This is a genomic window from Maribellus comscasis (assembly GCF_009762775.1).
Lineage (GTDB): Bacteria > Bacteroidota > Bacteroidia > Bacteroidales > Prolixibacteraceae > Draconibacterium > Draconibacterium comscasis.
Window position 1 is genome coordinate 2861758 of the sequence record NZ_CP046401.1, and the last position, 15561, is coordinate 2877318.

General features: G+C 36.1%; 14 protein-coding genes and 1 tRNA gene. 5 read left to right on the forward strand and 10 right to left on the reverse strand.

All coding sequences use genetic code 11. The features are described 5' to 3' along the window. The first annotated feature begins 22 nt into the window (after positions 1–22). Both uvrC and mnmA read left to right on the forward strand, forming a co-directional pair. Positions 23–1801 (forward strand): excinuclease ABC subunit UvrC, encoded by a 1779-nt coding sequence (gene uvrC / locus GM418_RS11405; RefSeq protein WP_246222830.1) that lies wholly within the window; start codon positions 23–25, stop codon positions 1799–1801. Beyond that, the gene (mnmA, locus tag GM418_RS11410) at positions 1798–2850 is read left to right on the forward strand and encodes a tRNA 2-thiouridine(34) synthase MnmA (protein ID WP_158866144.1); all 1053 of its coding nucleotides are present in this window, start codon (positions 1798–1800) and stop codon (positions 2848–2850) included. The genes uvrC and mnmA overlap by 4 nt, the downstream gene beginning before the upstream one ends. Here mnmA and rsgA read toward each other — a convergent pair whose 3' ends face one another. The 8 genes from rsgA to GM418_RS11450 all read right to left on the reverse strand — a co-directional run bounded on the left by rsgA (position 2851) and on the right by GM418_RS11450 (position 11526). Beyond that, a complete protein-coding gene (gene rsgA, locus GM418_RS11415; protein WP_158866146.1) occupies positions 2851–3801 on the reverse strand; it encodes a ribosome small subunit-dependent GTPase A in 951 nt (316 codons plus the stop codon). An 88-nt stretch (positions 3802–3889) separates the two neighbouring features. Continuing rightward, on the reverse strand, positions 3890–4918 hold the full coding sequence (tdh, locus tag GM418_RS11420) for an L-threonine 3-dehydrogenase (RefSeq protein ID WP_158866148.1): 1029 nt from the start codon (positions 4916–4918) through the stop codon (positions 3890–3892). Positions 4919–5029: 111 nt separating this feature from the next. Then, positions 5030–6256, reverse strand: a complete 1227-nt coding sequence (locus tag GM418_RS11425; protein WP_158866150.1) for an ABC transporter permease — start codon at positions 6254–6256, stop codon at positions 5030–5032. Positions 6257–6305: 49 nt separating this feature from the next. Beyond that, positions 6306–6650 carry a 30S ribosome-binding factor RbfA gene (gene rbfA, locus GM418_RS11430; RefSeq protein WP_158866152.1) on the reverse strand — a complete coding sequence of 115 codons (345 nt, stop codon included), beginning with the start codon at positions 6648–6650 and terminating at the stop codon, positions 6306–6308. Positions 6651–6762: 112 nt separating this feature from the next. After that, positions 6763–8277, reverse strand: a complete 1515-nt coding sequence (locus GM418_RS11435; RefSeq protein WP_158866154.1) for a carboxypeptidase-like regulatory domain-containing protein — start codon at positions 8275–8277, stop codon at positions 6763–6765. Next, a complete protein-coding gene (locus GM418_RS11440; RefSeq protein ID WP_158866156.1) occupies positions 8277–9842 on the reverse strand; it encodes an aspartyl protease family protein in 1566 nt (521 codons plus the stop codon). Before GM418_RS11440 ends, GM418_RS11435 begins: the two co-directional genes overlap by 1 nt. Positions 9843–9863: 21 nt before the next feature. Continuing rightward, positions 9864–10907, reverse strand: coding sequence for a FecR family protein (locus tag GM418_RS11445; protein WP_158866158.1), 1044 nt, complete (start codon positions 10905–10907; stop codon positions 9864–9866). A 34-nt stretch (positions 10908–10941) separates the two neighbouring features. Next, entirely contained in the window at positions 10942–11526 is a 585-nt protein-coding gene (locus GM418_RS11450; RefSeq protein WP_158866160.1) for an RNA polymerase sigma-70 factor, read from the reverse strand. 149 nt (positions 11527–11675) lie between these two features. On the opposite strand from GM418_RS11450, the gene GM418_RS11455 reads away from it, so the two are divergent. Both GM418_RS11455 and GM418_RS11460 read left to right on the forward strand, forming a co-directional pair. Then, on the forward strand, positions 11676–13052 hold the full coding sequence (locus tag GM418_RS11455) for an MFS transporter (RefSeq protein ID WP_217447772.1): 1377 nt from the start codon (positions 11676–11678) through the stop codon (positions 13050–13052). A gap of 60 nt (positions 13053–13112) precedes the next feature. Further along, positions 13113–13196: transfer RNA gene (locus GM418_RS11460), tRNA-Leu, on the forward strand. Between the two features lie 194 nt (positions 13197–13390). Here the strand turns inward: GM418_RS11460 and GM418_RS11465 are convergent. After that, entirely contained in the window at positions 13391–14356 is a 966-nt protein-coding gene (locus tag GM418_RS11465; protein ID WP_158866162.1) for a hypothetical protein, read from the reverse strand. Positions 14357–14390: 34 nt separating this feature from the next. Then, the gene (locus GM418_RS11470; RefSeq protein ID WP_158866164.1) at positions 14391–15146 is read right to left on the reverse strand and encodes a hypothetical protein; all 756 of its coding nucleotides are present in this window, start codon (positions 15144–15146) and stop codon (positions 14391–14393) included. A 134-nt stretch (positions 15147–15280) separates the two neighbouring features. On the opposite strand from GM418_RS11470, the gene tnpA reads away from it, so the two are divergent. After that, positions 15281–15481: an IS200/IS605 family transposase gene (gene tnpA / locus GM418_RS11475; protein ID WP_217447773.1), complete on the forward strand. Its 201-nt coding sequence runs from the start codon at positions 15281–15283 to the stop codon at positions 15479–15481. Positions 15482–15561 lie beyond the last annotated feature (80 nt).

The window sequence follows — 15561 nt, forward strand, 5'->3', positions numbered from 1 at the left end:
ATCAAATACGAATATTGACTATTTGAAATCCTTAATTGCGGTTTTACCCAACCGACCCGGGATATATCAGTTTCTTGATAATACGAATAAGATTATTTATATAGGAAAAGCGAAAAATCTTAAAAAGAGAGTATCCTCTTATTTTTCCAAAAGTCACGAGCACAGGAAGACTGTTTTGTTGGTGAGGAATATAGTTGATATAAAACATATGGTTGTAGAAACAGAACAGGATGCTTTACTTTTAGAAAATAATCTTATAAAAAAGTATCAGCCCAGGTATAATATTAGGCTTAAAGACGACAAAAGTTATCCCTGGATTTGTGTGAAAAATGAGCCATTTCCGCGTGTGTTTAAAACCAGAAATTTGGTTAAGGATGGTTCTAAATATTTTGGTCCTTATACTTCAATATATACGGTTAGGACTCTTTTGGAGCTTTTTAAATCAGAATATAAATTGAGGACTTGTAATTACCAATTAAGTCGGGATAATATTGCTAGTCGTAAATTTAAAGTTTGTCTCGAATACCACATTGGTAATTGTTATGGACCTTGCGAGGGGTTTTACCCTGAAGAAAAATATAATGAAGGTATTAACGATATAATCAATATTTTGAAAGGAAATGTTTCCGGTGTTGTTTCTCATTTAGAAGGAATGATGGAAAAAATGTCGGAGAAACTGGATTTTGAAGAAGCTTTAAAAATAAAGGAGAAATACGATTCTTTAAAGCGTTATCAGAGCCGGTCCACTGTTGTATCGCCTAACATTACTGATGTTGACGTGTTTTCAATAGAGGAGGATGAAAAATTTGCTTTTATTAATTATTTAAAAATTATCAAAGGAGCAATAATTCAAACTTTTACGCTTGAGATAAAGAAAAGCCTGGATGAGTCGTCGAAAGATCTGTTATTAGCTGGAATTGTGGATATTAGACAAAAAATATTCAGTAATGCCAGAGAAATTTTAGTCCCATATAAGCTGGATGATGTTTTGGATGAAGTGAAATTTGTTATTCCAAAAAGAGGGGAAAAAAAGAGTTTGTTGGAATTGTCTCAACGCAATGCAAAATATTATCGGTTAGAGAAGGATAAACAAACATTTTTAAAAAATCCTAAGGTACGAGAAGAACGTATTTTGAATACGATACAGAAGGATTTGCAATTATCAGATCCTCCAAAAAGGATAGAATGCTTTGATAATAGTAATTTGCAGGGGTCCTACCCAGTAGCTGCTTGTGTGGTTTTTGTAAATGGAAAGCCGTATAAAAAAGATTACCGGCATTTTAATATAAAAACTGTAGAAGGGCCAAATGATTATGCTTCTATGGAGGAGGTCGTTTACAGAAGGTATAAAAGGCAAATAGAAGAAGGGAATGAATTACCGCAGTTGGTTGTTATAGATGGAGGTAAAGGTCAGTTAAGCTCAGCTGTTTTAGCACTTGATAAGCTAAACTTAAGAGGAAAAATTACAATTATTGGTATTGCTAAACGACTGGAAGAAATTTATTTTCCGGGTGATTCAGTACCTATTTATATCAATAAAAATTCAGAAACATTAAAGGTTATTCAGTATTTGCGTGATGAAGCTCACCGGTTTGGAATTACATTTCATAGAAATAAGAGATCAGGTGATTTTGTCACATCTGAGTTAAATTCGATTGCCGGAATAGGTGAGAAAACAGCCCAAAAGTTACTTAATGATTTTAAGTCTGTTAAGCATATCAAAGGCTTGGAAAAGAAACTGTTGGTAGAGTCAGTAGGAAAAGCTAAAGCTGAAATTGTTTATCAGTATTTTCACAAATGAATAAGGGGCGCGTGTTATTGGGAATGAGTGGTGGTGTGGATAGCTCAGTTGCAGCTATGATGTTGCAGAACGATGGTTTTGAAGTTGTTGGTTTGACATTTATTTTTTCAGAACTAAAAGGACAAAATGAAATTGCAGTTAGGGAAGCGGGGAAACTTGCCGAAGAAATTGGAATAAAACATTTTGTTTGTGACCTTCGATCCGATTTTACAAAGGCGATTGTCAATTATTTTACTCAGGAATATCAGAATGGTAGAACCCCTTTTCCCTGTGCAATATGTAATCCTGAACTTAAGTTTAAGAATTTGTTGAAGAATGCTGAAATTTACCATTGTAATTATATCGCGACCGGACACTACGCAAGAATCAAAAAACATAACGGAAGGCAGTATATTTTTGAAGGTACAGATACTAACAAGGATCAGTCTTTCTTTTTGTGGGGCTTAGGTGAAGATGTTTTAAATAAGCTTATTTTACCTCTTGGCGGACTTAATAAGACACAGACCAGAACTTATGCTAATAGGCTGGGATTTAGTTATTTATCTCGAAAAAAGGACAGTTTGGGTATCTGTTTTATAGAAGAAAACAATTATAGAAAATTTTTGAAGTCAAAAGGCTTAGAGTCTAAACCTGGTTATTTTGTGGACATAGGAGGAAAAGTATTAGGGAGGCACTCCGGGATACTAAATTATACAATAGGGCAGCGAAGAGGACTTGGTATTAATGCGAACAAACCAATGTTTGTTTCCGGTATTTCGGCCGCCACTAATGAAATTGTTCTTTCTGATTATGAAGATTTATATAAAAATAGGATACTTGTAAGTAATATGAAATGCATTGATATTCAGGAGTTTGACAAGGATAGAGTTTTCACTGTAAGAATTCGGTATCGGCTACAGAATACTCCGTGTAAAGTAGAGTTGCTTCAGAAAGGCCAGGCAATAATTTATCTGTTGGAACCGGTTGCAATGGTTGCAAACGGACAGACCGCGGTTTTTTATGATGGAGACAGAGTGGTTGGAGGCGGTTTTATTGAAAGTTCCGAGTAGTTAAAAAGCCGGACGATATTTGTCGTCTGATTCCAATAATCCTAAATAGCTGATAAATCTTGAAGGCGCAACTTCACCCTTTTCTACTGCTTGTTTAACAGCACATCCCGGTTCGTGTGTGTGCGAGCAGTTGTTATATTGGCACTTTTCTGATAGTTTAAATATTTCAGGGAAATAGTGTGATATCTCCCAGGCTTCCATATCAAGCATACCAAAACCTTTTATTCCCGGAGTATCAATGATGTATCCTCCAGAATCTAATTTATAGAGGGTTGAGTATGTAGTGGTGTGTTTTCCGGTTTTGTGAACATCGGAAATTTGCTTTGTTTTTATATTTAGATCCGGCTGGATAAGGTTTATTAGTGTTGATTTTCCAACACCGCTGTGACCGTTGATGACATTGGTTTTGTTTGCGATTGCTTGTTTTAATTCTTCAATTCCTACCCTATTTTCAGCTGATGTTGCTAAACACTTATAGCCAATATTTTTGTAGATTCTGATGTATTCTTTTAACTCTGCCGTCTGTTTGTCGTCGTATCTGTCTGTTTTATTGAAAACCAGGAGTACGGGAATTCGGTAAGCTTCTGCCGACGCTAAATATCTGTCGATAAATGTAGTGGTTGTTATCGGGTAATTTATGGTAGCGATTAGAATGGCTTGGTCTATATTGGCCGCAATAATATGCGATTGTTTGGAAAGATTTGGTGACCTACGAGCAATGTAATTTTTTCGTTCTGAAATCGCAGTTATTAAACCAATATTTTGGGCGTCAGTTTCGGATGAGTTTGGAAGGGTTTTAAAATCAACAAAATCTCCAACGGCGACAGGATTGGTACTTTTTATTCCCTTAATACGAAAATTTCCTTTGATTTTACAGTCAAAAATTTTTCCGCTTTTTGATTCTACGGTATACCAGCTTCCTGTCGATTTTATTACTAATCCTTTTTCCAAACCTTTACATATTTGTTAATGCAAAAATAGCATATTCGTTAAAAACGAAAAAAGAGGATAGTTTTTGTTTTCACGTGGAACAATTTAGTTATTCCCAGTTTAAGATTACTTTTCCACAATTTCCTTCCTCCATTATGTTAAATGCTTTTTGGAAATCATCTGCTGAAAAGCGGTGTGTGATAACGGGCGAAATGTCAAGTCCGGTGGTTAACATCATTTCCATATGATACCAGGTTTCGTACATCTCCCTCCCATAAATTCCTTTTAGTGTTAATCCTTTGAAAATGAGTTTACTCCAGTTGATTTGAGTGTTTTGTGGAAGTAATCCGAGCAAACTGATTTTACCTCCGTTATACATGTGGTTAACCATATCGTTAAAAGCTGCCGGAGAGCCGGAGCACTCTAGTCCTATATCAAAACCTGCTACCATATCGTGTTTTTCCATGGCTTCCCTGATACTTTCCTTTGTAGGATCAATCACACGGGTAGCTCCCATTTTGCGAGCTAAATCGCGGCGAAATTTGCTTAAATCAGTGCCTATAATATTTCTGGCTCCGGCAAATTTGCAAATTGCTGTGGCCATGGCGCCAATTGGGCCGCCAATACCGGTAATTAATACATCTTCACCAAGTAATGGGAATGAAAGTGCGGTATGTGTGGCGTTTCCCATCGGATCCATAATTGCCATAATTTCGTCAGGAATCCGCTTATCTATGTGTAAAACGTTCTTTGCCGGAACAGAAATGTATTCCGCAAAGCCCCCGTCCTGATGTACACCAATCCCAATGGTGTTATCGCAGATATGTTGTCTTCCACGCCGGCAATTGCGACAAAATCCACAGGAAATATGTCCTTCCACAGTCACCCGTTCGCCAATTTTCACCCGATCAACTTCGGAGCCAACTTCAACCACAGTTCCCATATATTCGTGCCCAATAACTACCGGAGTTTTTATGGTTTGTTGTGCCCACTCATCCCATTTGTAAATATGTAAATCGGTTCCGCAAACAGCGGAATATTTTACTTTTAACAACACATCGTTCGGACCAACTTTTGGAATTGGAACTTCTTCCATCCAGATACCTTTTTCAGGTTTACTTTTTACCAGAGCTTTCATTGTATTATAGAAATTTTATGTTTGCAAGATAAAACAAAAAAATCCGCAAAATGATAACTAAAATCAGATTATAGAATATGACTCAATTTTAACTTTTTGTTTTTTAGTTAGTTATGAGTCAGACCGTAATAAATATTTATTAGAAATAAATTTGACGGGAAACAAAGGAGCCAAAAATCCGATAAGCAAAACTACGGCGAAAATAAGAACAACATCGGTTGAAATAATACGAACCGGGTAAGCTGAGATTACAAATGAACCATTTTGCGGTAGTTTCATAAAGCTAAATTCGATTTGTAACCAACAGATAAAAAGCCCTAAAACAGTACCAATTACTGCGCCTAAAACTGAAATCAACCATCCTTCAAACAGGAAAATCCGGCGTATTAATTTTGAAGTAGCACCCATACTTTTGAGAATGGCAATATCTTCTTTTTTGTCGATAATCAGCATAGAAAGACTACTGAGTACATTAAAAGAAGCAATGACAAGAATAAATACAAGAATTAAATAAACAACAGCTTTTTCAGATCTCATTGTTTTGTTTAGGGAATCGTGTTGCTGGTATTTGTTTTTCACGTGGAACTTTTCCCCGAGAATGTCCTGAATTTCTTTCTGCACGGCACCTACCCTCGCATTTTTGTCTATTCCAAGTTCAATGGATGAAATGTTTGAGCCACTTTCAAACAAATCTTTTGCAAAATCGAAAGGAACCAAAACATATTTGGAGTCTACTTCTTCCAGAACGGCAAAAATTCCGGATGGAAAAATTGAGTTGTAATTGATAGCACGGGCAGGATTTATTTTTATCTGACGTCCTTTTTTGGGAACAATTATACGGATGGGATCGATGAATGTAAGTCCGATACCAAGATTGTATGCAACTCCCTGGCCAACAACCGCATATTTGGTTCCTTTGTCATTCAGGATAAATTCACCATCAACAATTAAACTATCAATATTTGTATAGCTTGCATAGTTTTGAGGTATGCCTTTTATGGTAGCAAAATATTGCTGGCTGCCATATTTTAACATGGCTGATTCTTCAATAATCTCGGCATAATGCAGGATCCCGGGGATGTTTTTAATTGCATCAGCATCAATTTCCGAGGAATCAAACATTTTTCCTTCCACAGGAGTAACTTTCAGATCGGCGTCGAAACTGCTAAAAAAGTAATTTATCAGGCTGCTAAAACCGTTCATTACCGAAAGAACGATTATTAAAGCCATCGTTCCCACGATAATACCGCTTATTGATATTCCTGATATTAAGTTAATTATATTCTGTTTCTTTTTTGAAATCAGATACCGTTTTGCGATATAAAGCGGAAGATTCAATATGGATATTTTTTAATTTAACGGGTAATAATTGAAAATATTTGAAAACCTACGACTTTAGTAATTTATCAATGTTATCGATATAATCGAGGCTGTCGTCAATATAAAATTCAAGTTCGGGAATCACCCTCAGGCTTTTACCCACTTTCCGACCCAATTCTCCTCGTATTTGTTTACCCTGTAGTTTCAGGTCTGAAAGAATTTCGTCCCCAAATTCGGAAGGAAAGATGCTAAGGTAAATGCGTGCAATACCCAGGTCTTTTGTAACTCTTACAACAGTTACCGTAATTAGTTTTCCAGTGTATTTCGATTTGTTTATTTTTAGAAGTATTTCTGCCATTTCACGCTGAACCAACCTTGATATCTTATTCTGACGTGTGCTAAATTGTTCCATAATTGGATATAAAATTAATTTGTTTCAAAACATTGATCGGGTCAAAATTACAGAAAATAGTTAGAACAAGCAGAAAAGATTAAAGGCAGAAGGAGAAACCTGGAAAAACCGTTTAGTTGTTTGATGTTATTGTTTTTATAGCATTTATCAAATTTTCGTCGGGTTTAATAATGTTGTAATTCTCCCAGAATTTTTCATCATATTCATTAATAAGCTCAACAAAAATATCGCTTTGATTTATAGATTCATTTCTTGTAAACCTTTTGACTTCAGTTTTATTTATATCGGTAACCAGCAGATCCGAAACACTATGATACTCTGAATTTACGTTATCGCGTTTACTTTTCACTTTTATTTTGACCGAGGCTTTAGCGTTAGCCAAATGCCATTTTCCACTGTATTGCTGATAATTTACTTCGTACTTTACATCGGTTGGTTTTGCTTTCACCCGCCGCGGTTTCTTTTTAATCATTACACTTTCAGCGGTTTTTAGTCCTTCTTTATTTAATTGAAACCTGGCATGTAAAACAGCAAATGTTTCACGATGAACATACATTTCGCCTACAAACAGAGGAAAGATTTGATTGGAAGTGGGCTTAAATTCCAATACATAAACTGGATAGTCGTTGTACCAGACTACTTTTTTTATATTGTATTTGTATAAATGTTCAAACTCTCCATCAATAAAAGACTCCATGTTTTTGATTACATCGAGTTTTGTAATTGTAAACGGTCCACCCTGCAATTTAAAATTTAACCATTGAAACGGTTGTACATCAGGGCTTCTTCTTCCTTTTAAAAGCCGGACTAAATCGTCGCGGAAAAGATTTATATAGGAAGCTTTTAAAATTTCAACAATGGCTTCTGATATATTAACATAATTTTTATCTTGTTTTATTGTTTCACGATAAAAAGCGGTCATCAGACGGTTATTGTCGCTGTAATTTTTGGAAATGTTGTTTCTTATATTTTTAAGCAGTTTATCCGGTGTGATTGCTGTGACTTTAACTTCGCGAATCCTAATAGAAACGGGATTCATGATAAATAAATCTTCGTCAAGCAGTTCAAAAGCTGGAAGTTCTATCTGTTCGTAACCCATACATGAAATGATAACGGTGTCTTTGATATTACCCGGATGGACTTTTAAAAGAAATTCTCCATCAATATTGGTAATGGTGCCAATTGGTTTATTGAGTAATGAAACAGATGCGTAAGGAATTGGTTCTTCTTTTTTATCTTCAATTATTTTTCCCGACAGAAAGAAATATTTTACAGGAATCGAATCTTGTTTTTCTTCTGGTTGCTTATAATCAGTATTTTCAGAAATAATGATTTGATTTTCGCGTTCAGAAAAGCGGAATTTTTTTGTGCCAAAAAGTTCGCTTAAAACAGTAAACAGGGATTTGTCAGCTGCTTCGATGTTGTATTTTTTTTCTGCATCGATAACTGATGCGTCGTAGGAAAAAAACACACCGGCCTGCCAGCTTAGCTGGTTTAATATATTTGAGAGCGTTTGGTTATTTTGGACGATAGTAACGCGTTTTTCTAAAACAGAACCATCCTGTTGTCCGTAAATGGAACTGGAAAACAGGATGGCCAGTAATATGCTAACTTTAACTTTGAGCATTAAAACATCTTTTTCAACTCAAAAGAAGTTTTAAATTCCTCTCCGTCTCTCAGAACTTTCACCTTGATCTTTTTATTTTCTCTACTTTGTAACAATAAGTTGATATCGTTTAATTCCAACGATTGGTGGTTGCTGCTGTTTATCGATAAAATCTGGTCGTTTTCCTTTAACCCGGCATAAAATGCAGGTGAATTTTCCTGGATGCTTGTAATGGTAAAAATTGGTAACCCGGGCATTGGATTAATGATTTCCATACCACTCATATTGTAATTAAAATCATCTTTAATTTTATGAGTTGGGCGTAAAGTAAGGCGGCTGTTTCTGTAATCAATAGTAACCCTAAATCGACGCAAAATTTCAGCACCAATGGTTCCGTTCCTGTCGTTCGAAGAAATCAGCTGGTCGATTAATTCTGAGTTGGGAAATGCTACTATCGGTTTGGGCAACACCAGCGGACCAACCCAAATTCCGTCAATTCTTCCTTTTACTCCATACAAATCACCGTTTAATCCTCTTCCTAAAAATGTTTCAATATGGTTTTGCGGCAAGTCAATACGTGAATCTGATTTTTCAGACAACCAGATTGCATCGCTCGCTCCGGTGTCAACCAGCAGTTTTACAGGAACTTCTTTTAGCTCGTCGGTAACAATACTGGTTCTAACAAAAGGTTTGTTTCCATCAAACATGAGGGGGAGGACAATGTCTTTTCTTCTGTCGCGGTATTTGTAATATTCCGGTCTGTTTAGCGTAATTTGTTCATTTAAGTAGTCAATTTCAACCACATAATCTTTGAATAAATTGAAACCGATAAGACCATGAACCGGAATTCCAAGCATATGTGAAATCTGGAAGTTTTCGTCTATAATCATTTGAACTTCCTGATTTCGTGCTGTGAGCCCGTCAATACTAAGGGAATTGTTTCCTGAACGGTATGCCGTCAACTCCTCCCCCTCTCCCAATCCTTTGATTTGGATCGGCATCATATAATTCAGGTTCAATTTGTTTACAAAGGGCAACTCGGTAATAATCGGGTGGCGAACACCTGTATCGAGAATAAAATTTAATGTGTCTGAATCATTGATATTTACCGGGATGATGATGAGATTACTCGCAGATTTAAATTTTACGGTAATCGATTTTTTTCGCGGATCATCAAATAAAAATCCCCTGTTGTTTCCAAAAAATTGTTGCGAACTTTCTTCAAAATCAATACTTTGTTCCAGCGGAACATAGTCGCGAACAACCAGTATATTATCTTCAATTTCGAAAAGGAGATAAAAGTCTTTCATCAGTTTGTCGAGAACAAATTTAATGGGTTTGTTCGATACGTTTAAGCTGATTTTTTTGTCTTCAACAATACTTGAATTATAGGAGTAATCGAGATTGAGATAATCACATATTTTCTCAATCACGTCAGCCAAAGGCTCGTCTTCTGCATAAATACTGATATTTTGATCCAGAGCCTGTGTTTTGGTTTCTTGTGCGAGCAGTGTTTTGGGAATAAAAGCCATTATTGCAATCGCAAATATGGTTGTTATACCTATTTTTTTTATTAGAGTTTTCATGTCTTTAAGGCTTTATCTGTTTTATTTACGGTCAGATAGGACAAACTGTTCATTTTCTTCCGATAAATTTAAATTAAAAGTGAGCCGTATCACATCTAAAACAAAATTAATCGGTTTTTGGTCGAAATGACCAGTATATACAAGATTATTCAATTCAGGTTCCATTAACTGAATCTCAGCGTGATATACTTTTTCTAAATTCAGAATAACTTCATTTAACGGAACTTCGTCGAATATCAGATCTAGCGTTTTCCAGGCAACAAAATTGGGATTTGTGTTTACCGATTTTTCCAAAAGGTTATTTTGGTTAAAAAGCGTACCCTTTTCGCCGGGAACAAGGATCACTTCATTGATTGCGGTTTGCATATCCGGTTTTTTCCGAATAACCCGGACTTTTCCGGTTTTTACCACAACTTCAACGGTTTCGGTTTCGGGATATGCACTAACGTTAAAAGAGGTACCTAAAACTTTTACCTGTGCATTGCCGGCATTAATTACAAAAGGTTTTTTGGCATTTGGTTTTACGTCAAAAAATGCTTCTCCCCTGATGGTTACTTCCCGAATGCTGTCGTTAAAATTTTTCGGAAATTCAAGTTGCGAGTTCCAGTTTAATGTAACCACCGATCCATCGGGCAAAACATATTCGTTTAAAACCTGGTTTTCGGCCATAACAATTTGATTTTCCTGAACCGGATTTTGATAAACGAAACCGATATAATATCCAATTGATCCTAAAAGTAAAGCAACAAGAACTACGGCAGCATATTTATAAAATTTGCGAATTGCCTCCTTTCTGATTTTTTTAAGCCGAACAGTTTTTGCTTTTTCAGGATAAATCTTCGATTGTACATTTCTCCATGCACCATGAGAATCAAAATTTTTTAAAGTGTAGAAATCATCAATTTTTTTCAGCATTTTTTGGGTTGTTTCCAACTCACTCCGGATTTCCTGCGATTTCTTCAACCAGGATTTTGTTTCTTCCCTATCTTCACTTCCGCTTTCGTTGGTAGCCAATTTCGCCAGAAGCTCCCACTCCCCTTTTCCTATGTTTTTCTTTTTTCCCATGTTACCTAAATGACAATGTACATTCAGTTTACCCTTAATTTGTCCTTTTAAACAAAATGAAAAAGAGCATCAGAAAGTGTTTATAATCTTTTAATTTTTCGCGTAAATTTTTGATTGCCAACCCCATTTGGGCTTCAACCGTTTTTATAGAAATATTTAGTTTTTCAGCAATCTCCCGGTATTTTAAACCTTCTTCCCTGCTTAAGCGAAATATTTCGCGTCGTTTTTCCGGAAGAGAATTGATACTTTCTTCAATTTTTTGTGCCAGGTCAACCTCTATAAAGTGTTCTTCAAAGTCAATATTTGACTGCATATCATTTTCGCTGTTCTTTATATAGTTTTCTTTTATCTTATTATGTTTAATATAGTTTAAACATAAATTTCTTACTGAACGGAAAACATAATTTTTTATGGACGTATCGATATTGATTTGTTCTCTTTTTCCCCAAAATTTTACAAAAAACTCCTGAACCACTTCCTCTGCAGCTTCATTATTGTTTAAAATTTTTGTTGCATATAAACAGAGGTTGCCGTAATATTTGTGAAATAGCATTTCAAAAGCTTTCTGATCGCCTGTTTGCATCTTTTTCATCCATGCCTTTTCTTCAGGTAGGTTCATAGTTTTGGTTATTTTACCGCAGAAGCTAAGGTAAAAAAAAGTTACTCCTTTCAAAAACCTTTTAAAAGACGATTTTTTACGGAGATATGTCATTTTGCAATATCGATTATGCTGCTATTTTTGTGTGTTAATTATTAAATAAGGGAATAGTGGAGAAAAAAGAAACCTGGAACTTCCCAAAGGCATTTTGGGTGGCCAATACCGTAGAGTTATTTGAAAGGGCGGCATATTACGGAGTTTTTATTGTTATTACCTTGTATTTGTCGAGAATTTTAGGATTTGGTGATATTCAGGCAGCTACTATTGCAGGTGTTTTTCAGGCATTGCTGTATTTGTTACCTACTTTTGCAGGTGCTTTTGCTGATAAAATAGGATTTCGAAAATCACTGATACTGGCTTTTGGGCTTTTAACTCTTGGTTATGCCGGAATGGGTGTTTTGCCGACAATGTTTGAATCGGCCGGACTGGTTGATTATGACTCTACCACCGTTTTTAAAGGTCTGGATACTTCAGCGCAAAGATATGCGATTCTCCCCGTGATGTTGTTGATTATTTTGGGTGGGTCATTTATTAAATCGGTAATTACAGGTACCGTAGCCAAAGAAACGACCAAAGAGAACAGAGCCCGGGGATACAGTATTTTTTATGCGATGGTGAATATCGGGGCCTTTTCAGGGAAAACCGTTGTTAAGCCGCTTCGCGAGATGATGGGGAATACCGGATTAATTTGGATAAGTTACTTTTCTGCAGTAATGACACTGTTGGGACTGATTGTAGTTTTTCTTTGGTATAAAAGCCGTCAGACAGCAGGCGAAGGAAAAACGCTTAATGAAATTTTGGAAGGACTTTTTAAAGTGATCAAAAACTTTCGCCTTATTGTTTTAATACTAATCATTACAGGTTTTTGGATGGTACAGCACCAAATGTATGCAACCATGCCTAAATATGTACTGCGTCTGGCCGGCGAGGGAGCTTCACCTTCGTGGTATGCCAATGTAAATCCCTTGGTCGTATTTTTAACTGTTGGTTTGGTAACACATGTAATGCGGAAACGGACTGCTCTTTTTAGTATGACTGTTGGAATGTTTATTATGCCGGTTTCAGCACTTTTTATGGCGTCGGGTAATTTGATAGACGGAAATATTTTGGGAATGCACCCTGTTGCGTTTATGATGGTAGTAGGGATTGCCTTCCAGGGATTTGCCGAAACATTTATATCTCCGCGTTTTCTGGAATACTTTTCTTTGCAGGCTCCTAAAGGAGAAGAAGGACTTTATCTGGGATTTAGCCATTTACATTCGTTTTTATCGTCTATTTTCGGTTTTATCATGTCTGGGGTACTTCTGGACCGTTTCTGCCCGGATCCGCGTTTGTTTCCTTCCAGAGAGGCTTGGGAAGAGTCTGCAACACATGCACATTATATTTGGTACTTTTTTGTAGGAATCGCCTTAATTTCGGCAATTGCATTAATTATTTACGGACAAGTAGTAAAAAGAATTGACCGTAGAAATCAAAATCTAAATTAATATTTTGCCAATTCAACCGAAATACTTAGTTTTGCACACCAATTTTCCGCAAAGGGAATAGCCCGGGTGGCGGAATTGGTAGACGCGCTGGATTCAAAATCCAGTTCTGGCAACAGAGTGCGGGTTCGATTCCCGCCCCGGGTACAAAAAAGCCTGACTATTAGGTAGTTAGACTTTTTTGTGACCTTTTTTGTGACCAAATAAGGGATGTTTTTTTGATATACGGTATTATTTTATAAAGCAAAAAGCACACAAAAAAAGCCCACCCGAATACGGAGTGGGCAAAATCAAATGAAACTGGTGCCTCCTATAAAGGAGATTCAATTAAAAAACACATATTATTTAAGAAAATCTTCCAATGAAAGATTCATATTTTGAGAGCTTTCAACCGGGCCATATTGTTTCAGCGATGGGTCGCGGTGAAAAATGAAAGGATTAATATCAAAACTTCTTCCTTTAAATTTAAAAAAACGTTCTATGCGTTGAAGCTCTCCAAGCCCTTTTTCAAGTTTAATAATCCTCAATGCGCTTAAATCTTCTAATGATTCAAGCAATTTTTCAATAATATTCAATATTACGTTTTGTTCGGGTGTAGTTGTCAGGATGGCTAAGAAATTCGAAACATATTCACCGAAATCTAAATTAAATTCGAGTGAAAACAAGTCTCTTTCTTTATCATATAACTTTTGAAATGGAAATATAAACCCAGTTGATTTTATTTTTTGCCATGTGGACATTATTTGACTATGGAGTGAGACAAGTTCCAAAGTTTCAGGATAGGTAACTAATTTTTCCTCAATTACTCTTTCTTTATTAAGCCCTTCCGGAATTTGTATCTTTTTAGTTTCAATATACATTCCTGGCAACCATCTCTGAGGGTTACTTTTAATAAATTCGGTTGTTTCCGTAAGACCATAATTACCTTCCATCTCGAAAAATGCAGCCAGATCAAGTCTGCATTTATTAATCAACTTACAGAAGAATTTATAATTTCTATAAATTTCGTCATATCGGGTGTAATCAGCTTCTCCGATTTGTTTGGGTTCGAAGTCAGATAAATATTTATCAAAAACAAGTTGTTTCCTGGCTGATTCAAGTTCTTTCTTTTTTTTAAACTCTTCCTCTCTTTCTTTTTCTACTTGTTCCTGTTCTTTTTTCTTCCTCTCTTCAAATTCTTTTTGTTTCTGGATAGCTTTCTGACGTTCCGCTTCCTGCTGTTTTTTATGCAATTCCCATAAGGTTTTACCTTTTTCAAAAGGTGTTTGTTCTGCAACTAGTGCGCTGGTAATGTTTTCTTTTGTCATGATTGTAATATTTTTTAATAAAACTTATTCATTGTTATGTCTGGCTAAATCTACTTCTCTTTTTAATTTCGTTCCATTGTTGCAATTTCTTTTCAATCGTTTCTATTGAAACATATGGTTTCCATGTCATAAATCGACGTGTAGCAGATGTATTTTCATCTAATGCTCGTGTAAAATTCTCAATTACTTCAAGTTCTCTGTTACGTTTTAAAACAGCACCACTAGAATTGCTCGTGTTACCAAATTCAGGATACTTTCCGTCTGCATACCTGGGAGCATGACCATCCCGATATGAATAAATTGCATCCAATATTTCCGGTGCATTGGTTCGGATTCTTCTTGTGGTAATCCCATCAATAACCATTTCGGGCTGCCCGGAAACTTCATTAAAAAGCCCCAGGTGCGGACCGCTGTACATTCCGGTTTTTGGCCTGCCGGCAAATTGAATCTCAGGGTATTTACCGGTGGCATAAGCTTTTGTTTTTTTTGTTGCTCCTTTAATAGTAGCAATCAATCCTGCAACTTGCCCAACAAAACCAATAATCAATGGAATATTTAAAGGGAAAGGTGCAGCTGCAGCTGATTCTCCAGTTCCTTTTGCAATATTAATAACGGTCGTTGCAATTGCATGGGCTTGTTTTGCCAATAAAGCTGCCTTTGCAATAGCTGATTCCTGTCCAAAAACATTTATTATTGTATCAAGTGTAGATAAATAAGCATTCTTTTTTTGCTGCTGCAGTTGTTCTTCCATGGCAGCCCTATCCATTGCAGCTTTCTGTTCATTATCCAAAGCCTGTTGTCGAAGTTTAGTTCAAATTGAAAACCCACGTTCTCTGAACGTGGTCAGAGCCGTTTTACGGGTTTGCCAATAAAGGACTCATTGCTTACTTTCCAAAGTTGTGTCCGCAACAAACAGAAAGAACAATGAGTCGATTTAAAAAGTTATCACATGCAGTATGGCATTGTACCTACCATATTGTATGGACACCTAAATATAGGTATAGAATTTTGGAAGGAGAAATAAAAAATGAAGTTGAAAACTGCATACGAATGTTTTCTGGTCAGAAAGGCTGCACAATTGAAGAACTCAATGTACAGTTTGACTGGAAACGCCAGTCAAATTGACCACCCCAGGCCAATTTAAATTGACCATCGACCATTTTCAACAAAAAGAGAACGTTTTTCTTCTGTCAGATTACAACAAA